Annotated in this window: 24 protein-coding genes and 1 pseudogene; 13 read left to right on the top strand and 12 right to left on the bottom strand. The window is 54.9% G+C overall.

Annotation, left to right across the window (positions count from 1 at the left end):
* Window positions 1-10: 10 nt before the first annotated feature.
* The 9 genes from INT33_RS05400 to INT33_RS05360 all read left to right on the top strand — a co-directional run bounded on the left by INT33_RS05400 (window position 11) and on the right by INT33_RS05360 (window position 8000).
* Complete coding sequence (locus INT33_RS05400; protein ID WP_225736175.1) at window positions 11-1078, top strand: sulfate ABC transporter substrate-binding protein; 1068 nt, start codon at window positions 11-13, stop codon at window positions 1076-1078.
* A 59-nt stretch (window positions 1079-1137) separates the two neighbouring features.
* On the top strand, window positions 1138-1968 hold the full coding sequence (cysT, locus tag INT33_RS05395; RefSeq protein WP_192538338.1) for a sulfate ABC transporter permease subunit CysT: 831 nt from the start codon (window positions 1138-1140) through the stop codon (window positions 1966-1968).
* 12 nt (window positions 1969-1980) lie between these two features.
* The gene (gene cysW / locus INT33_RS05390; protein WP_193091327.1) at window positions 1981-2868 is read left to right on the top strand and encodes a sulfate ABC transporter permease subunit CysW; all 888 of its coding nucleotides are present in this window, start codon (window positions 1981-1983) and stop codon (window positions 2866-2868) included.
* A 30-nt stretch (window positions 2869-2898) separates the two neighbouring features.
* Complete coding sequence (locus tag INT33_RS05385) at window positions 2899-3978, top strand: sulfate/molybdate ABC transporter ATP-binding protein (RefSeq protein ID WP_192538340.1); 1080 nt, start codon at window positions 2899-2901, stop codon at window positions 3976-3978.
* A 108-nt stretch (window positions 3979-4086) separates the two neighbouring features.
* The gene (locus INT33_RS05380) at window positions 4087-4470 is read left to right on the top strand and encodes a winged helix-turn-helix domain-containing protein (protein WP_192538341.1); all 384 of its coding nucleotides are present in this window, start codon (window positions 4087-4089) and stop codon (window positions 4468-4470) included.
* A gap of 81 nt (window positions 4471-4551) precedes the next feature.
* Complete coding sequence (gene modA, locus INT33_RS05375) at window positions 4552-5337, top strand: molybdate ABC transporter substrate-binding protein (RefSeq protein WP_192538343.1); 786 nt, start codon at window positions 4552-4554, stop codon at window positions 5335-5337.
* Complete coding sequence (gene modB / locus INT33_RS05370) at window positions 5334-6032, top strand: molybdate ABC transporter permease subunit (RefSeq protein WP_192538344.1); 699 nt, start codon at window positions 5334-5336, stop codon at window positions 6030-6032. Before modA ends, modB begins: the two co-directional genes overlap by 4 nt.
* Window positions 6025-7140: a molybdenum ABC transporter ATP-binding protein gene (modC, locus tag INT33_RS05365; protein WP_192538346.1), complete on the top strand. Its 1116-nt coding sequence runs from the start codon at window positions 6025-6027 to the stop codon at window positions 7138-7140. The genes modB and modC overlap by 8 nt, the downstream gene beginning before the upstream one ends.
* A 299-nt stretch (window positions 7141-7439) precedes the next feature.
* Window positions 7440-8000 (top strand): manganese efflux pump MntP, encoded by a 561-nt coding sequence (locus INT33_RS05360; protein WP_193091326.1) that lies wholly within the window; start codon window positions 7440-7442, stop codon window positions 7998-8000.
* A 37-nt stretch (window positions 8001-8037) separates the two neighbouring features.
* Here the strand turns inward: INT33_RS05360 and INT33_RS05355 are convergent, their stop codons facing one another.
* The 6 genes and pseudogenes from INT33_RS05355 to katG all read right to left on the bottom strand — a co-directional run bounded on the left by INT33_RS05355 (window position 8038) and on the right by katG (window position 12960).
* Window positions 8038-8508 (bottom strand): GFA family protein, encoded by a 471-nt coding sequence (locus tag INT33_RS05355; RefSeq protein WP_193091325.1) that lies wholly within the window; start codon window positions 8506-8508, stop codon window positions 8038-8040.
* 423 nt (window positions 8509-8931) lie between these two features.
* Window positions 8932-9372: an acetyltransferase gene (locus INT33_RS05350; protein ID WP_193091324.1), complete on the bottom strand. Its 441-nt coding sequence runs from the start codon at window positions 9370-9372 to the stop codon at window positions 8932-8934.
* A gap of 22 nt (window positions 9373-9394) precedes the next feature.
* Window positions 9395-9820, bottom strand: a complete 426-nt coding sequence (locus tag INT33_RS05345; RefSeq protein ID WP_192538354.1) for a hypothetical protein — start codon at window positions 9818-9820, stop codon at window positions 9395-9397.
* A gap of 99 nt (window positions 9821-9919) precedes the next feature.
* A pseudogene (locus INT33_RS05340) lies at window positions 9920-10273 on the bottom strand (DUF2268 domain-containing putative Zn-dependent protease); the annotation flags it as partial.
* 103 nt (window positions 10274-10376) lie between these two features.
* Entirely contained in the window at window positions 10377-10595 is a 219-nt protein-coding gene (locus INT33_RS05335) for a VF530 family protein (RefSeq protein WP_018918769.1), read from the bottom strand.
* A 163-nt stretch (window positions 10596-10758) separates the two neighbouring features.
* Window positions 10759-12960, bottom strand: a complete 2202-nt coding sequence (gene katG, locus INT33_RS05330; protein WP_193091323.1) for a catalase/peroxidase HPI — start codon at window positions 12958-12960, stop codon at window positions 10759-10761.
* Between the two features lie 409 nt (window positions 12961-13369).
* Here katG and INT33_RS05325 point away from each other — a divergent pair, with 409 nt between their 5' ends.
* Complete coding sequence (locus INT33_RS05325; RefSeq protein WP_193091322.1) at window positions 13370-15181, top strand: DUF4153 domain-containing protein; 1812 nt, start codon at window positions 13370-13372, stop codon at window positions 15179-15181.
* Window positions 15182-15317: 136 nt separating this feature from the next.
* On the opposite strand, the gene INT33_RS05320 is transcribed toward INT33_RS05325, so the two are convergent.
* Together INT33_RS05320 and INT33_RS05315 are read right to left on the bottom strand one after the other, a co-directional pair.
* Complete coding sequence (locus INT33_RS05320; RefSeq protein ID WP_193091321.1) at window positions 15318-18494, bottom strand: efflux RND transporter permease subunit; 3177 nt, start codon at window positions 18492-18494, stop codon at window positions 15318-15320.
* A gap of 6 nt (window positions 18495-18500) precedes the next feature.
* Entirely contained in the window at window positions 18501-19685 is a 1185-nt protein-coding gene (locus tag INT33_RS05315; RefSeq protein ID WP_193091320.1) for an efflux RND transporter periplasmic adaptor subunit, read from the bottom strand.
* Between the two features lie 473 nt (window positions 19686-20158).
* Between INT33_RS05315 and INT33_RS05310 the strand changes: the two genes are divergently transcribed.
* A complete protein-coding gene (locus tag INT33_RS05310; protein WP_193091319.1) occupies window positions 20159-21118 on the top strand; it encodes an AraC family transcriptional regulator in 960 nt (319 codons plus the stop codon).
* 96 nt (window positions 21119-21214) lie between these two features.
* On the opposite strand, the gene INT33_RS05305 is transcribed toward INT33_RS05310, so the two are convergent.
* The 4 genes from INT33_RS05305 to INT33_RS05290 form a co-directional block, all read right to left on the bottom strand.
* Entirely contained in the window at window positions 21215-22249 is a 1035-nt protein-coding gene (locus INT33_RS05305; protein WP_193091318.1) for an alpha/beta fold hydrolase, read from the bottom strand.
* Window positions 22250-22375: 126 nt separating this feature from the next.
* Window positions 22376-22639, bottom strand: coding sequence for a Txe/YoeB family addiction module toxin (locus INT33_RS05300; RefSeq protein ID WP_192538365.1), 264 nt, complete (start codon window positions 22637-22639; stop codon window positions 22376-22378).
* Window positions 22632-22886, bottom strand: coding sequence for a type II toxin-antitoxin system Phd/YefM family antitoxin (locus INT33_RS05295; protein ID WP_192538367.1), 255 nt, complete (start codon window positions 22884-22886; stop codon window positions 22632-22634). The genes INT33_RS05300 and INT33_RS05295 overlap by 8 nt, the downstream gene beginning before the upstream one ends.
* Before the next feature lie 183 nt (window positions 22887-23069).
* Window positions 23070-23345 (bottom strand): DUF1971 domain-containing protein, encoded by a 276-nt coding sequence (locus INT33_RS05290; protein ID WP_018918780.1) that lies wholly within the window; start codon window positions 23343-23345, stop codon window positions 23070-23072.
* Window positions 23346-23579: 234 nt separating this feature from the next.
* Here INT33_RS05290 and INT33_RS05285 point away from each other — a divergent pair, with 234 nt between their 5' ends.
* Window positions 23580-24068, top strand: a complete 489-nt coding sequence (locus INT33_RS05285; RefSeq protein WP_192538369.1) for a TspO/MBR family protein — start codon at window positions 23580-23582, stop codon at window positions 24066-24068.
* A gap of 110 nt (window positions 24069-24178) precedes the next feature.
* Complete coding sequence (locus INT33_RS05280; RefSeq protein ID WP_192538371.1) at window positions 24179-24946, top strand: SDR family oxidoreductase; 768 nt, start codon at window positions 24179-24181, stop codon at window positions 24944-24946.
* The last annotated feature ends 395 nt before the right edge of the window (window positions 24947-25341 follow it).

Below are 25341 nucleotides of genomic sequence, written 5' to 3'. Positions count from 1 at the left end.
GGAGCAGCCAATGAACGTCTTTCACCCATCCATCCAATGGCCCCTTTCCAAGCTAGTGGCAGCCGCCTTATTGGGAGGCGCCGTATTCACCACCACGCTTGGCCTACCGGCTATCGCTCACGCAGAAAGCGAGCGCGTCGAACTCCTTAACGTCTCTTACGACCCAACACGCGAGTTCTACCGGGAATACAATGCACTGTTCGGTGAATACTGGCGCGAACAGAACGGCCAAACCGTTACCGTACGTCAATCTCATGGGGGTTCGGGCTCGCAAGGCCGCTCAATTGTCGATGGCATTGATGCCGATGTGGCAACGCTTGCTCTCGCTTACGATATTGATGCACTTCACGACCGCGCCAACCTGATCCCCGAAGATTGGCAGTCGCGCCTGCCGAGCAACAGCTCGCCCTATACCTCGACCATCGTGCTACTGGTTCGCGATGGCAATCCCAAAAACATTCAGGGTTGGGGGGATCTCACTCGTGATGACGTAGAAGTCATTACGCCGAACCCTAAAACCTCAGGCGGGGCACGTTGGAACTTCCTGGCCCTGTGGGGCTATGGGCTCGAACAGTTCGATGGCGATGAAGAGCAGACATTCGACTTCATGCGCCAGGTTTTCGAGAACGTGCCGGTACTCGATTCCGGCGCCCGTGGCGCGACGAATACCTTCGTGCAGCGCCGTCTGGGCGATGTACTGCTCGCCTGGGAAAACGAAGCCATTCTTTCGGTAGAACAGCTGGGTAAAGGCGATTTTGAAATTGTGGTGCCAGAGCAAAGCATTCTGGCCGAGCCGCCCGTTGCGGTCGTGGATGCCAACGTCGACCGTAAGGGAACCCGTGAAGTCGCCGAGGCCTATCTGGAATACCTTTACTCTGATGAAGCCCAGCAGTTGGCTGCCAAACACTACTACCGCCCGAGCAACGCAAAGGTCCTGGCAGAGCACATTGATGCGTTTCCGTCGCTTGAGCTTTTCACCATTGATGATGTGTTTGGGGGCTGGCAAAGCGCCCAGGCGCGCTTTTTCAATGACGGCGGCGTTTTCGACGAGATTCTCGAATCGATCAACGCTCAATAATACTACTTCGCCACCTCGCCGGGAGCACTTGCTTCCCGGCCCTGTCTCTGGAAAACGGTATGTCGATAACGCTTGCCAAACGCCGGGTCATACCAGGTTTTGGTCTGACCATGGGCTTCACCCTGCTGTATATGGGCCTTGTGTTTCTTATCCCGGTGGGCGCTTTTTTGCTCTATACCACCAGCATGAGCTGGGAGATATTCTGGAGCGCGATTACCCAGCGTCAGGTCGTAGCGTCCTACAAGCTCTCTTTTGGCGGGTCGTTGATTGCGGCTACGATCAATCTGGTATTTGGCGCACTGGTAGCCTGGGTGCTGGTGCGTTACCGCTTTCCGGGCAGGCGCGTGGTCGATGCACTGGTTGACCTGCCATTTGCGCTCCCCACCGCCGTGGCCGGTATCGCGCTGGTGACACTCTATGCAAGCACCGGCTGGGTGGGGCAGTACCTGGAGATCTTTGGCATTCGCGTCGCCTATACCCAGCTGGGCGTCGTTGTGGCGTTGACCTATATCGGGCTGCCTTTTGTGGTTCGCACGGTGCAACCCGTTCTTGAAGACCTGGAAGCCGAATGGGAAGAAGCCTCGGCAAGTTTGGGCGCTGGCCGCCTGACAACCCTGCGGCGCGTGATATTTCCAGCGCTGCTCCCGGCCCTGTTGACCGGCTACGCCCTGGCCTTTGCCAGAGCGCTGGGAGAATACGGCTCAGTGGTTTTCATCTCGGGAAATCTGCCGTTTCGTACTGAAATCACCCCACTGCTCATCGTCTCCAAGGCTGAGCAGTACGACTATCACGGCGCCGCCGCTATTGGCACTGTCATGCTGCTGGCGGCGTTTTCCATGCTGCTGGTCATCAATGGCCTGCAGTGGTGGGCCGGTCGACGGTATGCCTAAAAGGAGTTCACTGTGAGTACTTCCCTAACCGCTACTCCCCTGCAGGATATTTCCTCCACACGCTGGCGACGCGCCACCGAAGAGCCTGCGTGGATAAGGCTAACGCTCATCACGCTCGCTTTGACGTTTGTAACGCTGTTTCTGGTGCTACCGCTAACCGTGGTGCTGTATGGCGCGCTTGAGCGCGGGATTGGCGTATGGTGGGCGGCCGTACAAGACCCCGACGCCTTGTCGGCCATTCGCTTAACGCTGCTGATCGTCGCTATCGTCGTCCCTCTCAACACCGTGTTTGGTATCGCTGCGGCCTGGGCCATTGCCAAATTCGAAATTCGCGGCAAACCCGTACTTATCTCACTGATCGACATGCCCTTCGCGATATCACCCGTGGTGGTGGGTTTGATCTTTGTCATTCTGTTTGGCTCGCAGGGCTGGCTAGGGCCTTGGCTCGCCGCCCATGATCTACGCATCATCTTCGCCGTTCCCGGCATCGTTATCGTGATTGCGTTCGGCACACTGCCGTTTATTGCCCGCGAGCTGATCCCGCTCATGCAGCAGCAGGGTAAAGAGGAGGAGGAAGCCTCATTAACGCTGGGCGCCAACGGCTGGAAAACCTTCTGGTACGTGACACTTCCCAATATCAAATGGGGCCTGATCTATGGCGTGATTTTGTGTAATGCCAGAGCCATGGGCGAGTTTGGTGCAGTTGCCGTGGTCTCGGGTCGAATCCGTGGAGAAACCAACACCATGCCGCTGCATATCGAAGTGCTCTACAACGAATACATGTTTACCGCCGCCTTTGCTGTGTCATCGCTGCTGACCGGTCTTGCGCTGGTCACGATCATCATCAAAAGCATGGTTGAGTGGCAGGAAGAGCGTCGTCAACGCATTGCCGCCACCTAACGCCAGCCTTACGCACACAAGAGAGCTTTCATGAGTATCGAGATCGATCACGTCAACAAACACTTTCGCGATTTTGTGGCCGTCGATAACGTCAGCCTTACATTCAACGAAGGTGAGCTAACCGCGCTGCTTGGCCCTTCAGGGTCGGGCAAGACCACGCTGTTGCGCATTATTGCAGGCCTTGAGCAGCCGGATACCGGACGCATTCGTTTTCACGGCGAAGACACCACGGACAAGCATGTCAGCCAACGTGGTGTCGGCTTTGTATTTCAGCACTACGCCCTGTTCAAGCATATGACGGTTTTTCAGAACGTGGCCTATGGCCTGACGGTGCGCCCCCGCCAGAGCCGCCCTAGCAAGGCTAATATCAACGCCAAGGTCATGCGCCTTCTCGAGCTGGTTCAACTGGACTGGACTGCACACCGTTACCCGCATCAGCTTTCCGGCGGCCAGCGCCAGCGCATTGCCCTGGCCCGCGCATTGGCGGTCGAGCCCAAGGTTCTGCTATTAGATGAACCCTTTGGTGCGCTGGATGCCAAGGTTCGTGCTGAACTGCGCCGCTGGCTACGACGCCTTCACGATGACATTCATGTCACCAGCGTCTTTGTTACCCATGATCAGGAAGAAGCGCTGGAGGTTTCCGATCGAGTGGTAGTTATGAACAAGGGCCGCGTAGAGCAGGATGGCTCGCCCGAGCAGGTTTACGACACGCCGGCCAATCCCTTTGTTTACCGTTTTCTCGGCAACGTTAATCTTTTTCACGCGCGGATTCATGATGGCGTGGCGCGGATCGGTGATATCCAGCTGCCTGCGCCAGAATTTCATGGCTACCATAACGAGCGCGGTGAAGCTTACGTGCGCTCCCATGAAATCGAAGTACTGGCCACACGGCAGCATGACGATGCCCTGCACAGTCAAATCGAGCTCGTTTCGGTTATCGGCCCGACAGTGCGCCTGGAGTTAAGAACCGACAACACCGAAACGCTGGTACATGCCGAGCTTTCCAAGCACCACTTTCATTCGCTAGGCCTCAAACAAGGCAGCGACGCCTGGATTAGGCCGACCCACAGCCGTATCTTCCTGCCCGATGAACGGGTAGCAAACGGCTAAACGCCCTGTAGATAAGCGCCCTTACTATACTCTTATGGGATTGATACGCCCTGGATAATCAGTCACTGCTAAACTAGAAGACTAATACCCTGGTGCAGGACACGCGATATGACACGGACCCATCATCTTAAACCAACGTTTCAGTTACGCTTGGCGCTGCATAATGATGTGGTCATCGGGCCGGGTAAAGCAGACCTGTTGGAGATGATCGACCAGACAGGCTCAATCTCAGCTGCCGGCCGGGCGCTTAAGATGAGCTATAAAAAAGCTTGGCAGTTGATTGAAACCATGAACAGCTACTTCCCGTCTCCGCTGGTTGCCACTCACTCAGGCGGCAACCAGCGAGGTGGTGCCCAGCTCACTGAGCTTGGCAAGCAGGTACTTACTCATTACCGTGCCTTAGAAAGCCAACTAACTATCGAGCAGTCTGATGATGCTCAGGCCTTGCTGTCACTGCTTTCGCCCATCAATCGCCCCGAAAACGAAGCTTAAGCGTAATTATTAATATCTTGAGCTACTCGACAATTCTGTATAATCTCCGCTATATCCACATGGAAATAACGGAATCATTCAATGAACAATGCCATATTTAATCGCCGCTTTTTAGCCGTTTCGTTAGTGTTGGCAATGCCCGTATCTGCTTATGCAACGGATAACGTTCAAGTAGCGGCAGCCGCCTCACTTACCGATGCATTTAATGAAGCTATTGCTATATATGAGTCTCAACATGATGTTGAGATAACGCCCATTTATGCCTCGTCCTCCACCCTGGCCCGGCAAATCGCTAACGGCAGTCCAACCGATCTATTTTTATCCGCTAACGTTCAGTGGATGGACTGGTTGGAAGAGCAAGGGATCAATATTCATGATCGCAGCGACCTTCTGCAAAACCGCTTAGCGCTCATCACGGCTAGCACTGACCTTCCAGAACACTTTACGCCAGGTGAAGACAGCGCTATTGCCACGCTTCTGAGTGACGAGGAGCGTCTATCCGTTGGTGATCCAGATCATGTGCCAGCAGGCATCTATACACGTCAAGCACTGGAAGCGCTGGGCGAATGGGTAACACTGGAATCAAGACTTGCGCGTGGTAACGATGTGCGTGCGGCACTCACCCTGGTTGAGCGACAGGAAACCCCCGTTGGCGTTGTGTATCAAACTGACGCTTTTGCCAGCGAGCGGGTAAGAACGCTGGGGCTCTTCCCAATCGATAGCCACGACCCTATTACTTACCCAATCGCGCTGGTGGATGCACAAGATAATGAAGCCGCTATAGCACTACGTGAGTGGCTAGCCAGTGATGAGGCGCTGAGGATTTTTGCAGCGTACGGTTTCGATACGGATATCGCAGCACCGTGACACTTTCACCGGCCGAATGGGAAGCCATAAGGCTAAGTCTGTTAATTGGCTTAGCCGCCGTGGCCTGGATTCTACCGCCAGGTATTGCCGTCGCCTGGTGGCTGGCTCGACACGAATTTCGTGGCAAGGCACTGGTAGACGGTCTCATCCACCTGCCTTTGGTATTGCCACCCGTGGTGGTAGGGTATTTATTGCTGGTGGCGCTGGGCAGGCAAGGCATCATTGGGCAATGGCTGTATAACGCGCTAGGCATATCGCTCCCCTTTACCTGGCAAGGCGCTGCGGTTGCCAGCGGTGTGATGGCCTTTCCCTTGCTGGTACGCGCCCTTAGACTTTCCCTTGAAGCGGTGGACCCTAAACTTGAAGCCGCCGCCAGCACGCTGGGCGCCAGCCGATGGCGGATATTTACCACTATCACTCTGCCGCTTGCCGTGCCCGGCCTACTCACCGGCACCGTGCTCGCCTTTGCACGGGCACTTTCCGAGTTTGGCGCGACCATCACGTTTGCCTCTAATATCCCAGGTGAAACCCGCACCCTGCCACTGGCGCTTTACACGCTGATTCAAACCCCAGGGCAAGAAGCGACGGCAGCCCGCCTGTGCATTATTGCCATTGTGATCGCCCTGCTTTCGCTGATCGCCTCTGAATGGCTGGCAAGGCGCACCCGACAACGCTTACAGGAACGCGATGGCTAATCGACCCAGCGACCCCAACAAATCAACGCCTGGCTCACTAACGCTGGCGGTGAAACAGCAATTAGGCCAGTTCCAGCTGGCCGCTACTCTGGATCTACCCGGTAGCGGTGTGACGGGCCTATTCGGCGCCTCGGGCAGCGGAAAAACCAGCTTGCTAAGACTCATCGCCGGCCTGGATAAGTCTGCTGAAGGCCATATTTACATTGGCGACCGTGCGCTACTCGATACTCAACGAGGCGTCTTTATACCTCCACACCGAAGACGTATTGGAGTGGTTTTTCAGGAAGCACGCCTGTTCCCCCATTATCAAGTGCGCGGCAACCTGACCTATGGAATGCCGCGCCACGCTACAAGTCGTTTTGATGAAATCATTGGACTACTGGGTATTGAAGCGCTTTTAGAGCGCATGCCAGGCACGCTATCCGGTGGCGAGGCCCGCCGTGTAGCGATTGGCCGTGCACTGCTCAGCGACCCACAGCTACTGCTTATGGATGAACCCTTAACGGGGCTAGACGGTGCGCGTAAAGAGGAGTTACTGCGCTATATCACGCGACTCACTCAGCAGGTGGATATTCCTGTCGTGTATGTCAGCCACGACCCGGAAGAAATCTCCGCCATCGCAGATCATCTGGTACTAATGAATAAAGGGCAGGTGCAGGCTAGCGGCAGCCTGAGCACGCTGCTTCAGCGCTTTGATTTGACGCACCAGCTAGGCGGCTTCGATGCTGCCTCGTTACTGGAGGGCGAAGTGGTTGCTCATGAAGAAGCGTACGGTCTTACCCACTTAGCATTAGATTGCGACCACCAGTTAGTGCTGCCCGGTACATCGGCGCCGTTAGGCCGCCGCTTACGTGTGCGTATTTTGGCCCGGGATATTGCCCTGGCGCTTACCCCACCCACCAACACCAGCTACCGTAACCAGCTCAACGCTACTATCAGCGATTTCACCATACTTCCCGAGGCGCCATATACCGTCGAGCTACGTTTAAGTATCGGCACAGTTGCTTTACGCGCACGGCTGACGCGCAAATCCTGGGATGAGATGGGCCTAAAACAAGGCATGCAGGTAACCGCGTTAATTCGCAGCGTCTCGTTTAACGCGCTTTAACTCTTAATAACTACGCAGCGGCCTGATTTTTTTCAACTAGCGTTGTTAGCATTTCGGTTTTTCTATGTTGATTAAAAAGCGCTGCTTTTATAAATAGCCCAATACTGAGATAGTTAGCCAAGGCTATGTTAGTTGACGGGAATAAACTTTATATTTTAGACACTTAGCCTTTAAACGCTATTAATTATGCTAGAATTCATCGCTATCAAATACCCAGCTTTTCTTTTTTTCATGTTCATTGACACATGCTAATAGAACGCCATCGTGGGTACGTTTTTTAGTGAGAGAATTTAGTTATCATGGCACCTGTCACGCTGATATTTCTGGCTATTTCCATGTCGGCCGATGCCTTTGCCGCCTCTATCAGCAAAGGCGCTGAATTAAACAAACCAAAATTTCATCATGCGATCGGCATTGGCCTGGTATTTGGCGTTATCGAAGCGATTACCCCCGTACTTGGCTGGGTGGCCGGAAAGGCATCACAACAGTATGTTGAGGCCTGGGATCACTGGGTCGCGTTTACGCTGCTTTCTGCCATCGGCCTGCATATGATTTACGCCGGGCTTAAAAATGAGGACAAGATAGAGCACCGCAAACAAACCTTGTGGCTGCTCATTTTAACCGCGACTGCCACCAGCATTGATGCCATGGCCGTCGGCGCAAGCCTTGCCTTTATTGATGTCGATATCATTGTCACCAGCTTAGCCATTGGCCTGACAACCACCGTAATGGCCTCCATTGGCACCGTGCTTGGTCACAAATTTGGCCAGTTCGTCGGCCACTGGGCCGAGCTTATTGGCGGTGTTGTGCTGATCGGCATTGGCGTTATGGTCCTTATTCAGCACACTGGGATATTATAAAAACGAGGTAAAGCCTTACCCCAGGCCAGCAATAGCGCTAACTCTCCAACCCTAGCCGTTGATGCCACTCGGCAAGGCTTTCATCTGGGTACTCGTCGAAACATTTATCTTGCGGCTGTGCGCTTACCTCAACCCAATCGGCCCGGCTTCCCAACATGATATGCGTCCGCTCAGGCGGTATCGGCAAATCCGTATCAATTGCCGAGGCAAAGGGATGCACAAGCTCAGGCCAATCGGGATCGTAAACCCATAGCGCTGTCGCACAATGCTTGCAGAAATGTCGCTCCCCAGTGCTTTGCTCGCCATTGATAACAGCTCGGTAGATCGAAATGTGCTCATCACCCTCCACATTAAGCGTTTTGCTTTTTCCACTGAGATTGATTGCGAAACCGCCTCCACCCGCTGTCTTGCGACACACAGAGCAGTAACAGAGATTAAAGGGATAGGGGTGGTGTGACCTCACGCTGAACGTCACGGCTTGGCAATGACATGATCCTTTGAGCAGCATAGTTACCTCCTTTGCAGCGGATACCATGCGCGAACACCCGCTTATACTTTTTTAAGTACTGTCTTAAGTACTGTCTTAAGTACTGTCTTAATCAATTTTCTAGTTACTCTCTTACTGTAGACAAAAATTCAGCGTAGTGGCTCTTACTAACTACCAGCAAAGTTCACCATGCGCGCTCTACTTTATATTGACGCCAGCATTCGTAGGCTTCCAATCCCAATCCATATCATGGGGATCGCCCTAACGTTTATGGTCTGGTCTAATGAAAAAGTTCGCATAACTACGATCAGGTTATCTATTACGATGCGGCCATCCAGCAACCAGCATTTATTTACCAGGCGTGGATAGGAACCGTGCTCACCCCTAGATGAAGAGCTTATGAGAAGACGCTAGACACGCGTATAAGCTGTTTTACTACCGCTCCTAGCGACTTGAGAGCGCCATATGCAGCAGCGGATAGGGGTTGCCCTGCCCATCCAGCGGCGAGCGTCCTATAACCGAAAAACCGATGTGCTGATAGAAACCTACTGCCTGCTCGTTCTGCTCATTAACATCTACCTTGGTGGCCGCCTGGGTATTGATAGCATGAGATACCAGCTGCACACCCACACCTTGCCCGCGCGTCTGTGGGGCAATAAACAGCATTTCGATATTGTCGTCGTTAACCCCGCAAAAGCCGACGATATCACCAGTATCGTTTCTGGCTACCATCAAATTAACCGCATCAAAGTACTGCTCAAGAATGAGCGGCTTTAGTGCCAATAGATCACCTTCTGACAGAAAATCGTGGGTCGCACGAACGGAGTCTTCCCATACTTCGATTAACACGGGGTAATCGGCTTTAGTGGCTGGCTCTATTTGCATTACTGTCTCGATCCTTTATTGCTCATTCAGCCGCTGGTTGGCTAACCTCGATAAACCACGCTGGCTGCATTGCAGCGAAATCCGTACGGATATTGGCGGGCAGGTAGCTTGCGGAATCCAGTACCATCGCCTCGCCATTTGCACGCTTGAACACTACCCAGTGCCAAAAATGCTTGCCGTCACGTTGATGTGGCTTGATCGCCAGCAGTGCCAGATCTGGCAGTGCTTGCCATGAGGTAAAGGGCGCCTCATCGGGTGACGTTACCACGTCCTTGTGTGCCAGCATTTTTCTTACGTACTGAGTATCGGACCAAAGCGATTCATCTTCTGCATAAATGCCCATGGCATTGGCGGTGGCTTTCATTTCAGGATAGGTATGACCCAGAATATTGGCGACCGAGGCAATACCGCAGCCGGTGGTTTCTTCCTGTATGACGGGATTCAGCACGGTTTCTGACTCTTTATGGATGATGATAGAACAACCTCGAGGTAGCGCTTGGCCTAGCACGACTACTTGATCGAATGAATACCGGCCATTTTCAAAATCTCATCGGTCGGCACCTGAACCAGCGCAGCCGCCGACATGCCCGATGCACGAATTGCCTGCTCGGCAATTATAGGTACCAGCGCGGTAGCCGATCCAACGCCGCCCATCAGCATGCTGGATCATCCACGAGTAGTACGGCGCCGTGACGGGAAGCGCTAACAGCTCATCGACCCACTCGCGGACATTATCTGGATACTCTCCCCACGGTGTTGGGCGCCCGCCCACGTCGCGCTCGAATACAACCGCAAGCCCTTCGCTGACAACCCCCTCCATAAAGGTCGTGCGCGGTTCATCGCGGTAGATTACCCAGCCTCTGGCCAGATGGTACAGCTCATGAAACAGCGTAAAACGTAACTGAGTACGAGCGGTCGCCGCGACACCGCCTTTACGGCTAGCATCTAGCCGATGCGACTAAATGTCGGCTTCTCAATAACTCATTGGGCCCAATTTCGAACCTTTAGGTAAACGTATTGATATACAGCGCTTCCACTTTATCGCGAGCCCACTGCGTTTTGCGTAAGAACTTCAACGAGGATTTGATGGAAGGGTCGTTGTGAAAGCAGTTGACGTTAATTTCTGCGTACAAACCATCCCAGCCATAACGCTCGACCAAGCGGGTTAAGATTTTTTCAAGGCTTAAACCATGTAACGGGTTGTTAGGCTGTGGATGGTTCATCGAGTGATTCCCTATGGCATATTCAAAGCCCTATCCAACGAGCGACAGGCTATAAATCACGAATATTAACAGAGGACATTGAAAAGCGCGGCGGAAGTAGCCTTCCGCCGCGCTCATTTAGGTTAGGGAGCGAAAATCTTTTCGCTCATCAAAGGCTTGAACCTTAGCGGTGCAGGTCGAACCGGTCGTTCTCCATCACCTTGACCCAGCCAGAGATAAACTTGTGAAGCATATGGCGCTCGCCGCCATCCGCGGCGTACTCCTCGGCAATGGCGCGCAGCTGCGAGTTCGAGCCATAGACCAGATCAACCCGTGTGGCGGTCCATTTGGTTTCACCGCTCTTGCGGTCCCGGCCTATAAAGCGCCCTTCGTCCTCATCAACCGGCTCCCAGACGGTGCCCATATCGATGAGGTTGACGAAGAAGTCATTGGTCAGCTGGCCCGGGCGCTGAGTGAAGATACCATCGGTGTTGTTATCACCGGCATTGATACCGATAGCCCGCATGCCGCCCAGGAGTGCGGCCATTTGGGGCGCGCTAAGGTTCAGCATAAATGCCCGGTCGATCATCAAGTGCTCGGCTGGAATAGGCGTCGATTGTTCCTGCATATAATTGCGAAACGCATCATGCCTCGGTTCGAGATAGGCATGGGCATCCACTTCGGTCATTTCCTGGGTCGCATCGGTACGCCCCGGCGTGAATGGCACGGTAATATCGTGCCCAGCTGATTTTGCAGCCATTTCGACTCCGACACTTCCTCCCAGAACAATCATGTCTGCTAGCGAAATAGTGGTATTGGAAGCGCCTTTGATCTTGTCTAGCTGGTCGATCACCTCCGCCACGCCGCCGCGCACGTTGATATCCCAACCGGTTTGCGGTTCAAGGCGGATGCGGGCACCGTTGGCGCCACCGCGATGGTCCGTCTGGCGGTAAGTACAGGCCGAGGCCCAGGCGGTTTCTATCAACTGTTTGGCAGTCAGCCCAGTATCGGTAATTGCCTGCTTGAGCGTGGCGATCTGTTCGTCAGAAACCAACGGCCCTTCATGCTTAGGCACCGGGTCTTGCCAGACGAGAACTTCCTCAGGCACCTGCGGGCCAAGATAGCGAGCACTTGGCCCCATATCGCGGTGAAGCAGCTTGTACCAGGCGCGGGCAAACTCGTCGGCCAGCACATCCGGATTCTCGCGGTACTCCTTGGATATCTTCAGATAATCCGGATCAACAATCATGGCCATGTCGGCCGCGTTCATTACCGGCGGATTTTTTCTGCCTTCAACATGCGCGTCGGGCACCCAGAACCCATCTTTAACCTCCACCGGCTCCCACTGATTGGCGCCCGCCGGGGACTTTTTGACTTGCCACTCGTGGGAGAAAATCGTCTCAAGATACGTGTTGTCCCACTTGGTCGGTGTGGGCGTCCAGGCACCTTCAAGCCCAGAGGTAATGGTGTACTCGCCCAGGCCTGTCTCGTGTTTGTTGGCCCAGCCAACGCCCATCTCATGAAGTTTGGCCTCTTCCGGCGCTCCACCCACGGCGTCGGCGGGCCCATTGCCGTGCATCTTGCCGAAGGTGTGGCCACCCACCGTCAGTGCCACGGTTTCGCGGTCGTTCATTCCCATACGGGCGAAAGTTTCGCGCACGTCCATCGCGGATTTTGCTGCATCAGGCACGCCGTTGGGGCCTTCGGGGTTAACGTAGATCAGCCCCATCTGCACCGCGGCAAGCGGGTTATCAAGCACCCGGCTACCGTCTTCGAAGCTGCCGGTATAGCGCTCGTCTTTGTCACCCAGCCACTCATTTTCAGGGCCCCAATAGATATCGTCCTCTGGCGCCCAGATGTCGGCGCGGCCAAAACCGAAGCCAAAGGTCTTGAAGCCCATGGTTTCAAGCGCACGGTTGCCTGCGAATACCAGCAGATCAGCCCAGGAAAGCTTCTCGCCATATTTCTTTTTGATGGGCCACAACAGGCGGCGTGCCTTGTCCAGGTTGCCGTTATCGGGCCAGCTGTTAAGCGGGGCAAAGCGCTGCGCACCGGTGCCGCCACCACCGCGTCCATCAAGCGCACGATAGGTGCCTGCCGCGTGCCATGACATGCGAATAAAGAACGGGCCGTAATGTCCCCAATCGGCAGGCCACCAATCCTGAGAATCGGTCATCAGCGCATCAACATCGGCACTCAGCTCGTCGACATTGAGCTGTGCAAATGCCTTACCGTAGCGAAAGCTCTCGCTGAAAGGATTGGCATCCGGGTGTTTCTGATGCAGGACATTGAGGTTGAGCTGGTCGGGCCACCAGTGTTCATTGCCTTGCAGGCTCGGCGTGGTACGCGCACCCCATTCACGGCGTGTAGGCTTTTGATCAGACACGTTATTCTCCTCGACTAAATGCTGGGCTTATTGAGCATTCAAGTGATATTTCTGATCACGCCAAGCGCTAACCACACCGCCCGACCTGCGATAGAAAGCCCTGAGTGATTCCATAAGCCATCACGTTAACGAAGGATTCAACTTCGAAACCATCAAGATACAGTGAAGGATTCAATAGAGAGGTCGTCAAGGCGAAGAATGTTAAGTAAACAGCTAAGGGGTTGTTTATGGGGCAGGATGGGCTGTTCGTTGCAAGGCCAAAAGAATTTCATTTTCAACGTCGCTGCTAGACTCACCATTGTCAGCTCTATTCAAAATGAATGTTATCAATGCCTTCTTTGCAGACTATGATGGTGGCTCACGGCCTGACCACATGGCCCTACGCTGCCTCAACCTATGAAGAGCTGCCATGGATGACAATCGCGCGAATACGCTGGACAAGGCCACGAGTGCTGGCTTGATTCTGCTTGCCGTTATGCAGGGCGTAGTACTATTGGCGCTTCACTTGGCAATTGACCATGAGCACTGGTTAGCCGCTGACCAACGCTGGCTCAAGGCACTTTACATGGTAACGCTCGCGCTACCCGCGTTTTATCTGATCAGCCTGGAGCGGCTGCATGATCGGCTCAACTGGCTGCCGCTGCTGCTGGCCCCGCTGCTATTTTGGCTGGGTTGGCACCTTGGCTGGGTCGAACAGACGCCCGAGCAGCCGCGGGCGCGGCATCAGTTCACCTTTGCCTTTTGCGTGGCGGTTGGCGTAGCGCTATTTATCCTGGCGGTGTTTTTTCGTAGCAGCGTCGCTAGCAGAGTCTGGCCTCCCGCCTACTCTCCGCTGTTGAACTACTCCTGGGAGTTTGCTCTGACGCTTGCCCAATTGGCGCTGTTTATTGGCGTGTTCTGGAGCCTGTTGTGGCTGGGGGCGGCGCTGTTTGATGCGATTGGCCTAGACATTTTTGAAACGCTTTTCAGCGAGCCTGCTTTTATCTATCCCGTCACCTGGCTGGTGATTGGTTTAACGCTGGTGATGATTCGTAACCGCTTTCGCCTGATTCAAAGCGTGCGGCAGATGGGTGAGGCGCTTATCAAGGCATTGCTACCGTTGGTGGCGCTTATCATTCTGCTGTTCTTTGCCGTACTTCCCTTCACCGGCCTGCAACCCGTGTGGGATACGGGCAGCGCTTCCTCCATATTAATGGCGCTGATGCTGACCCTGCTGCTGTTCTTCAACGTTGTCTTTCATCAAACATATGGCCCATCTCCCTATCCAACTTGGCTACGCCGCGTCATCTTACTGGCCGTTGTATTGCTGCCGGTGGGTAGCGTGCTAGCCGCCTGGGCGCTCTGGCTGCGTATTGATCAATATGGCCTCAGCTTGGACAGGCTGTGGGCTGTCCTACTACAAGTGCTAACCGCGGCGTTTACTTTAAGCTACAGTCTGCTTCTGCTCTGGCGGCGCCGGGCAGCGCTTCCCGCTCTGCAGCGCGCCAACGTCGGCCTGGCCCTACTGGTGTCCATTGCGTTGATCGTGGTGAACACGCCGCTGGCGGATATGCGCCAGTGGGTTGCCGAGAATCAAGTTAAGCGGCTGCTGGATGGCCGTACAACGGCCGAGGCGTTTGATGTTAACTACTTGCGCTTTCAGCTCGGCCAGCCAGGCGCCCTGGCCTTGCAAACCCTGGCAGAGAGCGAACTTGCCCAGTCGCAGCCTGAGTTTGCCCGACGTATCGAGCTTTCGCTCAAGCAAACCGAGCGCTGGAGCCAGGAACCGCTGGTGGATACCCAAGAGCTGAATGACGTCGCCCAGCAGTTCAAGGCAAGCCCTGACGGCGCCTCACTTCCCGAGCCCTTGCTGAACCTGCTGGTTGAACAGAACTCCACCTGTTTAAGCCAGACGGAACCCTGCCAGACCCTGCAGGTAAGCAGCGACACACCCTTCCAGTGGTTGATTTTTGAACCCTATAGCGCGGTGGGCAATGCGTATGGCGAACGGAATGGCGACTGGCTGTTGTTCGGCCATTTGATGCTACTCGGCGCCACTCAGGCGCAAGATGATCAGACGTGCCAAACGATTCCGACTACGAATGATCTGGCACGTATTGCGGGGCCAGCCGATGTTTACCGAAGCGGCAGCTGCCTTTATAACCTGCGGCCGACGCTTGAAAACGCTAAGCAGCAGCTTTCTATTCAACTTGATGAAAACAGACAAGCACAGCGGGAATAGCCCGTTGTGCTTGTCTGTTCAGTTACCGAGCGAGCCTTTCTCTTTTTCTATCTCTCTTTCTCCCTAGCCCGGTCTCTAACTCTTTTCTATATGCAAGCCCACTCCAAGTACTACCCGGTCATTGTTCTTCTGCCATTCAAGGATAGCTGGCTGGGTAGGATGGGGTATCTAGCGTGGGGCTGTGATGACTGACCAAAGGGCCGGACAGCTTACGCAGCACCACGTAGAACACTGGGGTCAGGAACAAGCCAAACAGCGTGACACCAATCATGCCGGCAAACACCGCGGTACCCAGCGCCGCCCGTACCTCGGCACCCGCACCCGTGGCGATCACCGAAGGCAACACCGCCGCCGTAAAGGCGATAGACGTCATGATGATAGGCCGCAGACGCAACCGGCAAGCTTCCAGGGCTGCCTCCACCACGCTCTTGCCCTGCAGCTCCAACTCTCGGGCGAATTCCACGATCAGGATGGCGTTTTTACACGCCAGGCCAATCAATACTACTAGCCCTACCTGTACGAAGATGTTGTTGTCACCCCCGCCAAACCAAACGCCTATCAGCGCCGCCAGCATCGACATCGGCACGATCAGAATCACTGTCAATGGTAACGTCCAGCTTTCATAGAGTGCCGCCAATACCAAAAATACCAGCAGGATCGATAGCGGGAAGACCACCATGGCCGCATTGCCCTGGGTGGATTGCTGATAGCTCAGATCGGTCCATTCCAATGCCATACCCGGGGGTAACACCTCTGCCGCCAACGCGTTGATAACGTCCATCGCCTGAGCAGAAGAGAGCACCCGAGGGTCGATCTCTCCGGCGAGATCCGCGGCGGGATAACCGTTGTAACGCAGTACTGGGTCCGGACCGAAGGTTTGTTTGATATTCACCATCGTACCAATCGGCACCATCTCACCCTGGTCATTGCGGGTACGCAGTTTGGCGATATCTTCCACGCTTGCCCGATAAGGGGCGTCCGCCTGGGCGATGACCTGCCAGGTGCGACCAAAGCGGTTGAAGTCATTCACATAGGTCGAGCCAAGGTAGGTCTGCAAGGTGTCGAAGAGTTCAGTCAACGGCACGCCCTGGGCTTTGGCTCTCAACCGATCGACCTCTGCATCCAGTTGAGGCACATTCGATTGATAGCTGCTGATAGGAAACCCCAACCCAGGCGTTTGGGCAATCGCGCCCTGGAGTTGATTAACGGCCTCCTGCAAGGCTCCATAGCCAAGATTACCGCGATCCTCGATAAACAGCTGGAAACCAGAACCGTTGCCCAACCCCAGAATCGGCGGCGGCATGAAGGAGAACGCAAAACCCTCTTTCAAACCGCCAATGCCCTGATTGATGCGAGCATTAATGTCAGCGGCGCCAAGGGTGCGCTCACCAAAGGCGCTGAGAGTAAGAAAAGCGACCCCGGTATTGGAGGTATTGGTGAACTGCAGCGCATTCAAGCCAGGAAAGGCTATGGCGTGCTCAACGCCTTCAGTCTCCATGGCGATATCCACCACGTCCTGAAGCATTTGATCGGTTCGCTCCAGAGACGCGCCTTCCGGCAGAATGACGCCTGCAATCAGGTAGAGTTTATCCTGCACCGGAATAAACCCGGGCGGCACCGCCTTGAACATCACACCGGTGCCCAACAGCAACAGCGCGTAAACCACAAACACCGCGCCACGGTGCTTCAGGGAGCGAGCCACACCGCCCTGATACTTATTGGAACTAGCGTTAAAAAAGCGATTGAAGGGACGGAAAATCCAGCCAAACAGCTTATCGATGATGCGGGTGAGACGATCCTTGGGCGCGTTATGGGGCTTGAGCAGCATGGCTGCCAGCGCGGGCGACAGGGTCAGCGAGTTAATGGTGGAGATCACCGTGGAGATAGCAATCGTCACCGCGAACTGGCTATAGAATTGACCAGTCACCCCCGACAGGAAGGCCATGGGAATAAACACCGCACACAGCACTAGGCCTACGGCGATAATCGGGCCGGAGACCTCGCGCATGGCCTGATGCGCGGCGGCCTGCGGCTTAAGGCCTTCCTCAATGTTCCGCTCGACGTTTTCCACCACCACAATGGCGTCGTCCACCACGATACCGATGGCCAGCACAAGACCAAACAGGGTCAGCGTGTTGATCGAGTAACCCAGCAGGTAGAGCGCCCCAAAGGTGCCGATCACCGAGACCGGTACCGCCAGTAATGGAATAATAGAGGCGCGCCAGGTCTGCAGGAACAGCGTGACAACCAGCACCACCAGCAGCACGGCTTCCAGCAGGGTGGCGATCACTGACTTGATGGAGTCATTGACGAAGATGGTGGTGTCGTAGACCGCTTCATATTCCACGCCTTCCGGGAATTGCTCGGAAAGCTCGTCCATGGTGGCGATGACCTGCTCGCGAATCTCCAGCGCATTGGCACCCGGAGCCTGGAATATCCCCACACCCACCGCGCTATTGCTATCCAGCTGTGAGCGCAGCGTATAGTCCCCGGCGCCCATTTCCAGCCGCGCCACATCAGAAAGCCTGAGGATTTCGCCGCTGTCGCCACGCGTTAGTACGATGTCACCAAATTCCTCAACCGTTTCCAGCCGCCCACGGGCGTTGATCAACGTTAGGGAGTCACTCTCCTCAATGGGCTCGGCCCCTAGCTGCCCGGCGGAGACCTGCACGTTCTGTTCACGCATGGCCCCCACTACATCGCTGGCGGTCAGGCCGCGGGCGGCTATGCGGTCGGGGTCCAGCCACGCCCGCATCGCGTAATCCCCGCCGCCGAATATCTGCGCATCACCGATCCCCTCGATCCGTGCCAGGCGATCACGCACATTCAGCCGCACATAGTTACGTAAGTAGAGGGTGTCGTATTCGCCACTGGGAGACGTCAGGTGAACGACCATCAGAAAGGTCGGTGACTGCTTTTGGGTGGTGACGCCTTGGCGGCGCACAGCTTCCGGCAGCCGGGCTTCCGCCTGGCTGACGCGGTTCTGCACCCGAACGGCGGCCTGTTCGGCATCGGTGCCTGGGCGGAAGGTGACGGTCATCTGCAGCACGCCATCGGAGCCCGCCACGGACTTGAGGTACATCATGTCCTCGACGCCGTTGATGGCCTCTTCTAAAGGCGTGGCGACCGTCTCGGCGATCTCCTTCGGGTTAGCGCCTGGGTAGACCGTGCGCACCACCACGGAGGGCGGCACCACGTCCGGGTATTCGCTAATCGGCAGGTTGGGAATGGAGATCAACCCTACCGCCAGAATAATGATCGACAGCACCGCCGCAAAAATCGGTCGGTCCACGAAGAAACGTGAGAAGTTCATGGCGGTTTATTCTTCCCTGGCAGCAATGGAGGGTTGGGCATCAACCGCTGGCGCAGTCGCTACGCTTTGCGGGCTCACTTCCATGCCGGGGAAGAACACTTTTTGTACACCGTTGACGATCACCCGGTCACCGGCGTTAAGCCCTTCGGTAATAACCGTTTGTTGCCCCACCTGGCGCCCAGTGGTTACCTGGCGCCGCTCTGCCAGGTTGTTTTCATCGAGGACATAGACGTAGCGGCGATCCTGATTGGTCAATACCGCCTTGCGGTCCACCAGTAACGCTTGCTCTAAACGTGCGACCGGCATGTCGACCCGTGCGAATTCCCCGGGGCGGATGCGGCCATCCGGGTTGGCTAACACCGCCCGGAATTGCAGGGTGCCCGTATTGGGGTTTAAGTGGTTATCGATAAAGTCCAGGGTTCCCTTGTACTGCCGCTGAGGGTCGCCGCCCAGCTCAATGCTCAGGCTGTTCGGCGCGTCACCGACCAGCAGTGCCTGGCTGGCAAACGCGGCCTGTTCGTCAGCCTCAAAATAGACGTGGACTGGATCAATGCTCACCAGCGTGGTCAATAAGCTCTGATCGGCATTGGCCAGGTTGCCGCGGGTCACCATTGCCCGACCGGCGCGACCACTGACCGGTGCCGTAATGCGAGTGTATTCAAGGTCAAGCTCGGCGATATCTAACGCCGCTTGCGCGGCATCCACCATGGCCCGATTATTATTCAGGGCCGCCTGACGCTGGTCATGAACCTCCTGAGAAATGGCTTGGCGCCCCACTAACACCCGAGCCCGTTCGGCCTCGCTTCCCGCCTGGGCCAGTTGGCTCCTGGCCTGAGCAAGATCCGCCTGGGCGGCGCCAACACGCGCCAGATAAGGGCGTTGATCAATCAGAAATAGCAGATCCCCTTGGGCTACCAACTCGCCCTCTTCAAAAGCAACTTCCTGAATATAGCCGCTCACCCGCGCCCTTAACTCGACCGTTTCAGCGGCCTCTACGCGCCCGGTGAACGACTCACTTAACACCACTGGTTGAGCCACGACTTCTGCCACATCAACTTCCGGTGGCGGTGGTGCAGGCGCTGACACTTCTTCGCTCTTAGCCTCGCATCCTGACAGCAAGGCCGTTAGCAGCAGAGGCAGGATCACCGCCCGGCCGCCTGCAAGACGGGTTCTTTGTAAAAGGCTTCCCATGATTACTTGCTCCAATGGCCACCGGCTTCCGATAGCTAGATTGTTCATTACGTTTTTAATTACGTGCTTGTGTACGTTCTTGAATAGGCCCGTAAACAGATTCGCACCGCGCTGGCTTTTAACGCGTCGGTTAAGCTGCGAAAGAGCGACAGACGAGGGTGGTGGCATGAAGAGGCTGAACAGACAGGCATGCCCATCAAACGTCACTCACGATAGGCGAGACGAGCGAATGTCAGGTAGCGCGTTCCTGCGGCATGATTGCCTGATTCTGTCGTGAGGCGTGAGTCGCTAAACAAGGTTGGAAGATCGTGAAAGCAGTGTGTTTTCGCCTCTATGCATTGTGTCTGTTTAATGACACACGGCAAGGGTTGCCGATTTCAACGCGGTGATTGCCTAATTCTGCAAAACCCAACGAAAAGCCTTCGGTTCCTGAAGCGTAGGCATATACTGCAATCTGTTAAGGAGGAAAGCCATTGACCGTTATCGTGCCTGAGCAAATCACCCATTTCAGCGACAGCCTGCCACAGCAATTGAGCCACGTCGTGCGGCGCTGGTCCCCCCTGGAAGCACTGCAGGATACGGCAATTGCCGAGGTCCAACTGATACGCGCTGACGCCCCTACCAGTTTTCACTGTGCCGTTTATGAACCGTGCCTATGCTTTGTGGTTCAGGGCAGTAAGACCGTGCTATTGGGAGACAAGGAGTTCGTCTACAGCGGCCCAAGCTATATGGCGAGCGCCATTGATCTTCCTGTGGTAGGTAGAATTGACCATGCCACGCCAGAGCAGCCCTATCTGGCGGTTAAGGTCTCGGTGGATCCTCAGGAAGTCGCCGGTTTGATACTCGAACTGGGCGACAAGGCACTGCCCACGGGGAGCGATGTCATCTGCTCCAAATTGGACTGCGGCTTAACGTCGGCTCCCATGGATGCCCGGATGCAGGGCGCGCTCTATCGATTATTAAGTCTGCTCGACACACCGGAAGATATAAAGGTGCTCTCCCCCCTGGCTCGTCGAGAGTTAATCTATCGAGCCCTGATGGGCGACCTGGGGTCTCATATGCGCCGGTTTACCGCCTCGGATTCTCAGGCGAATCGGATTGCGCGGGTCATCTATGCGCTTAAAGAGCACTTTACCCAGCCCCTGAAGATCAGCGAACTGGCAGCGGCTGCCAATATGAGCGAGTCGACGCTTTACCACAGCTTTAGGCAAGTCACCCGAATGTCACCCCTGCAGTATCAGAAAAAGCTTCGCCTGCACGAAGCCCGGCGACTCATGCTGGCCGAGGGGCTGGAAGCGGCCACCGCCAGTTACCGGGTGGGATATGAAAGCCCTTCCCACTTTAGCCGCGAATATAGCCGCATGTTTGGCGCCCCCCCACGTGCCGACGTTAGCCAGCTAAGAGGCATCGCGGCAGCCTCAGCGAGCGCTTGATTAAGGCTGACAGGCGCAAGGCGCTTAAAGCTCCCCGCGCCTACCCATTACAGGACACTCAGACGATGACGCTGTTTTCAAACATGCATCTCAGCGTTAAAGCCTTTCCAGACCTTTAAGCAGCTCTTCGTGGAAACGCTCGGGTTCCTGAATTTGCGGCGAATGGCCAAGCTCTGGAAATTCGACCAGCGTTGCCTGCGGAATGGCGTTAGCGGCCTGTTCACCCAGCACATCGTACCGGCCCAGGGTTTCCTGAACATCTTCCGGCGCTTGCGCCTTGCCGATGGCGGTGTTGTCCTTCTCGCCAATCAGTAACAGCGTAGGCATCTGCAATTGATCAAATTCATGAACCACCGGCTGAGTAAAGACCATGTCTGACGTCAGCGCCTGATTCCAGGCGACCAGTTCTCCGTCTTCGCCAGCGTACATACCTGCCAGCATTTCTACCCAACGGTCGTACTCAGGCTCCCAGGTATCCACGTAGTAGGTACTTTCCTGATAGGCGCGGATGCCCTCAGCGGTTTTTTCAAGCTCGGATTGATACCCTTCATCAATGCTCTGGTAAGGCACGCCAAGGGCTTTCCAGTCCTCAAGCCCAATCGGGTTAACCATTACCAGCTGCTCGGTCTGCTCCGGGTACATCAGTGCAAAACGTGTGGCCAGCATACCGCCCATGGAATGGCCCATCACGGTCACGTCATCTACATCCAGATCCTCCAGCAGTGCCTGGGTATTGGCCGCTAGTTGGTGGAAGCTAAACTGATAATGCTCAGGCTTGGTCGATTTACAGAACCCCACCTGATCCGGCGCGATGACGCGGTAGCCCGCATCAGTCAGCGCTTCAATCGTGTCTTCCCAGGTACCCGCGCAGAAATTCTTGCCGTGCATCAGCACCACCGTGCGGCCGTTGGCGCTGCCCTCTTCCGGCTGAACATCCAGGTAGGCCATCTGCATGTCCTGGCCTTGAGAACTGAAATCGAACCGCTCGACCGGGTAGGCGTATTCAAAACCGGACAGTTCACCGTCGTATTGAGGTGCGTCTTCAGCCGAGGCGCTGCCGATGTAGCCAGCCGCGAGTGCGGCGCCCATACAGTTCACCAGTAACGTACGTGCAAAAACCGGACGTACCATTGTGTCGCTCCTCTCTTCCATGGATTTAGTGACATGGAAGAGTATGGCAGCATTTGTCAGACATGCCGCCTTTAAGCTTTTTCGTCTGCTGAAGTATCTTGTGCGCTGAAAGCGGTAATGATGGTGTTAGTAGTGATAGCGACACGAAATTATCGTAATAGCTTGGTCGTCCACGGCGTAAACCAAGCGGTTGGTATCATCAATACGGCGGGACCAGAAGCCAGCCAGGTTTTCCTTTAATGGCTCTGGCTTACCGATGCCCTCAAAGGGCGAACGTTTTATATCGTTGATCAGTTTATTAATTCGCTTTAGCGTCTTTTTGTCTTGTGTTTGCCAGTACAGATAGTCGATCCACGACTCATCGGTCCATGACAGCAGGCGATTACTCATCAACCAACTCTCTTTGGGTTGTTTTTCCTGCTTTGAACTGCGCAATGGAACGATTTAGATGCTCAGCGTTGGCTGGTGAACGTAACAGGTGCACCGTTTCCATCAGGCTGTTGTAGTAATCCAATGACATGACCACCGCATCCTCAGCATCACGCCGGGTAATAACAGTGGTGTCTGCATCGTTAACGACACTATCCAACACGGCTTTTAAACCATTTCTGGCTTCTGTAAAGGATACGATTCGCATGGAACCTCCACATGTACATTTTAAGGTACAAGTATGCGCTCGAATGCTCAACCTGTACAGTCTATGGGACATAGTTTTTTTGACGATTTGGCTTTTCTATCCCGACTTCAGGATTAAACCTGTAAAATCCGTAACGCTTATGGCGAACGATATTCAAGCGGCCGGTTCTCATCAGCTTGCAAATTAGCGATAAAATTCAACAAAAAATCTTACCGGACCCAATGGCTTGATATGATGTTTTATCGTTGGCTCTACAACACCATACCGCTCTGGGCTTAGCTCGATGATATCCAGTGCAGGCTCTTTAATCGTGTACTCCAGCAAGCCTTCAAGCACCACAATCTTGCCCCATACACCGTCTTTGGTAGTGTGGTCCTTCAACAATCCCGTGGGAACGCTCTCTTCGGTAAATTCTGGCGTTCTTTTATAGGGAGAAACATTTACGGGTAAATCTTTCATGTTATCGGCTCCTTGTAGCTAATTAGATATTCAGAACGCTCAGAATCGAGAAAGAGAAGATTGATGCTTGATGGGAAATTGCCACCAAGTACCGCGCCTGCCTCACCGTGAACCTGAGTTAAGCCGGAACGCTCGAAGTGTTTAGCCGCAAGCTTTCACAACCGCCGTCGTGGCCGATCCCATTGCCTTACACTAAGCTTGAAACGATTTTTATACTTTACAGCAGAGGCTCACGTGCGTGCACTTTCCCGTAAGAAGCAGATTCTGGGCCTGATTGGCTGGCTGGTATTGGCCTATATCGCCGCCGGCATAGGCGCCGTGGCTTCCATCAACGCCGCGTCTTTCTACGAATCACTCCAACAGCCCGCTTGGGCGCCGCCCGCTTGGTTATTCGGGCCGATGTGGACAACACTTTACGGCCTGATGGGCATTGCCGCCTGGCTTGCCTGGCGCGAACCCGGCGCCCGGCCCGCGCTTGTGGTATTCATAATACAGTTGGCGCTTAACGCCCTTTGGACCTGGCTCTTCTTCGCCTGGCAGCTGGGCGCTATCGCCTTTATCGGCGTGGTCGCGCTCTGGGTGTTGATTTTAATTACGCTGGTGATGTTTTGGCGGCTCAAGCCGTTGGCAGGTGTGCTGCTAATGCCTTATCTCGCCTGGGTCAGCCTAGCCTGTGCGCTTACCTGGAGTGTGTGGCAGCTTAATCCGCAGGTGTTGGGGTGATGAACGGCCAAACATGGCATTGGACGGAATAACTATTAAAGAACAGGCAGCCATGGCTTCCTGACGTACTCTACTTATCATCCCAATTATAAATAGAGGGATTACCACGCATGAGACTCAAGCAACGTACGGCACTCATTACCGGCGGGGCCAGCGGCATCGGTCTGGCAACGGCTGAGCGTTTTCTTTCCGAAGGCGCGAGCGTGGCACTACTAGACCGGGATAACCATGCGCTGGCTAGGGAATGTGCTCGGCTTGAGCGCGAAATTGGCCGCCCTGTGGTGGGCGTGGAAGCCGATGTAGCTGACACGACAGCGATAAATCGCGCGGTCGCGGCAGTCACCGATGCCTTGGGACGAATCGATATTGTGATCAATGCCGCTGGCGTCAACGTTTTCTCAGACCCGCTTGAAACCGATGAAGCCACTTGGCGGCGCTGCCTGTCGATCAATCTGGAAGGCGCATGGCGGGTCATACAGGCTGCGCTACCCGGCATGTTGGCCCGCGAGTACGGCCATATCGTCAACATCGCCTCCGTCCACGGGCACAAAATTATCCCCGGCGCCTTCCCGTACCCGGTCGCCAAGCACGGCCTGATCGGTTTGACCCGCTCACTGGGAATCGAATATGCGGCGCATGGTATCCGCGTCAACTCTATCTCACCCGGCCTGATTCGCACGCCGCCCGCTCAGGCTTGGCTGGCCGACCTGAGCGAAGCCGAACGCCAACACCAGATAGACTTGCTGCCGTGCCGTCGCATCGGTGAGGCCGATGAGGTCGCCAACACGGCGCTTTTTCTAGCCAGCGATGAAGCGCGTTTTATCAATGCCACCGATATTCTGATCGATGGCGGTCGCAGCCAGGTCTACCACTCGTGACGCAATTGCTAACTGGTAACCTTCGGCGACGAAGAAATTACTACATAGGCAGGCACAATTACTGATCGAAATTCGGTAATTAGTTACCGAGTTCGATTTAGCGGAATTATCTACTTACAACCGCTTCGGATTTTCGGGGCGATTACACTGATAACGCCGCATTACGGGCGCACTATTTGGTGCCGCATTTCAATTAACTGATGTTCGCCCACAACTTCTACTTCTTTGATGAACTCAAATCCAAACCTTTCGTAGTAACTTCTAAGGTAACTGTGAGCGTGGATTTCAATAAACTTGACACCTATATTTTGCGCATATTGAATCGCCCCGGGTTTCGTAGACACCTCTAGGCCTTATACTAAAGGTACCTAGGAGGATCCATGAGCCGTCCCCGT

It is taken from the genome of Halomonas colorata, assembly GCF_014897985.1.
GTDB lineage: Bacteria > Pseudomonadota > Gammaproteobacteria > Pseudomonadales > Halomonadaceae > Vreelandella > Vreelandella colorata.
Note: the sequence above shows the minus strand (reverse complement) of the source record. Positions and strands in the feature narration are given on the sequence as shown.

Excerpts from the sequence above, each read along its gene's own strand:
- INT33_RS05320 (WP_193091321.1), bottom strand. The coding sequence starts at position 18,494 with ATGAACTTCTCACGTTTCTTCGTGGACCGACCGATTTTTGCGGCGGTG.
- INT33_RS05385 (WP_192538340.1), top strand. The coding sequence starts at position 2,899 with ATGAGTATCGAGATCGATCACGTCAACAAACACTTTCGCGATTTTGTG.
- modC (WP_192538346.1), top strand. The coding sequence starts at position 6,025 with ATGGCTAATCGACCCAGCGACCCCAACAAATCAACGCCTGGCTCACTA.
- INT33_RS05325 (WP_193091322.1), top strand. The coding sequence starts at position 13,370 with ATGGATGACAATCGCGCGAATACGCTGGACAAGGCCACGAGTGCTGGC.
- INT33_RS05380 (WP_192538341.1), top strand. The coding sequence starts at position 4,087 with ATGACACGGACCCATCATCTTAAACCAACGTTTCAGTTACGCTTGGCG.
- INT33_RS05290 (WP_018918780.1), bottom strand. The coding sequence starts at position 23,345 with ATGAAAGATTTACCCGTAAATGTTTCTCCCTATAAAAGAACGCCAGAA.
- cysT (WP_192538338.1), top strand. The coding sequence starts at position 1,138 with ATGTCGATAACGCTTGCCAAACGCCGGGTCATACCAGGTTTTGGTCTG.
- INT33_RS05350 (WP_193091324.1), bottom strand. The coding sequence starts at position 9,372 with ATGCAAATAGAGCCAGCCACTAAAGCCGATTACCCCGTGTTAATCGAA.
- INT33_RS05335 (WP_018918769.1), bottom strand. The coding sequence starts at position 10,595 with ATGAACCATCCACAGCCTAACAACCCGTTACATGGTTTAAGCCTTGAA.
- INT33_RS05360 (WP_193091326.1), top strand. The coding sequence starts at position 7,440 with ATGGCACCTGTCACGCTGATATTTCTGGCTATTTCCATGTCGGCCGAT.
- INT33_RS05295 (WP_192538367.1), bottom strand. The coding sequence starts at position 22,886 with ATGCGAATCGTATCCTTTACAGAAGCCAGAAATGGTTTAAAAGCCGTG.
- INT33_RS05280 (WP_192538371.1), top strand. The coding sequence starts at position 24,179 with ATGAGACTCAAGCAACGTACGGCACTCATTACCGGCGGGGCCAGCGGC.
- INT33_RS05300 (WP_192538365.1), bottom strand. The coding sequence starts at position 22,639 with ATGAGTAATCGCCTGCTGTCATGGACCGATGAGTCGTGGATCGACTAT.
- INT33_RS05400 (WP_225736175.1), top strand. The coding sequence starts at position 11 with ATGAACGTCTTTCACCCATCCATCCAATGGCCCCTTTCCAAGCTAGTG.
- INT33_RS05355 (WP_193091325.1), bottom strand. The coding sequence starts at position 8,508 with ATGCTGCTCAAAGGATCATGTCATTGCCAAGCCGTGACGTTCAGCGTG.
- INT33_RS05315 (WP_193091320.1), bottom strand. The coding sequence starts at position 19,685 with ATGGGAAGCCTTTTACAAAGAACCCGTCTTGCAGGCGGCCGGGCGGTG.
- INT33_RS05305 (WP_193091318.1), bottom strand. The coding sequence starts at position 22,249 with ATGGTACGTCCGGTTTTTGCACGTACGTTACTGGTGAACTGTATGGGC.
- modA (WP_192538343.1), top strand. The coding sequence starts at position 4,552 with ATGAACAATGCCATATTTAATCGCCGCTTTTTAGCCGTTTCGTTAGTG.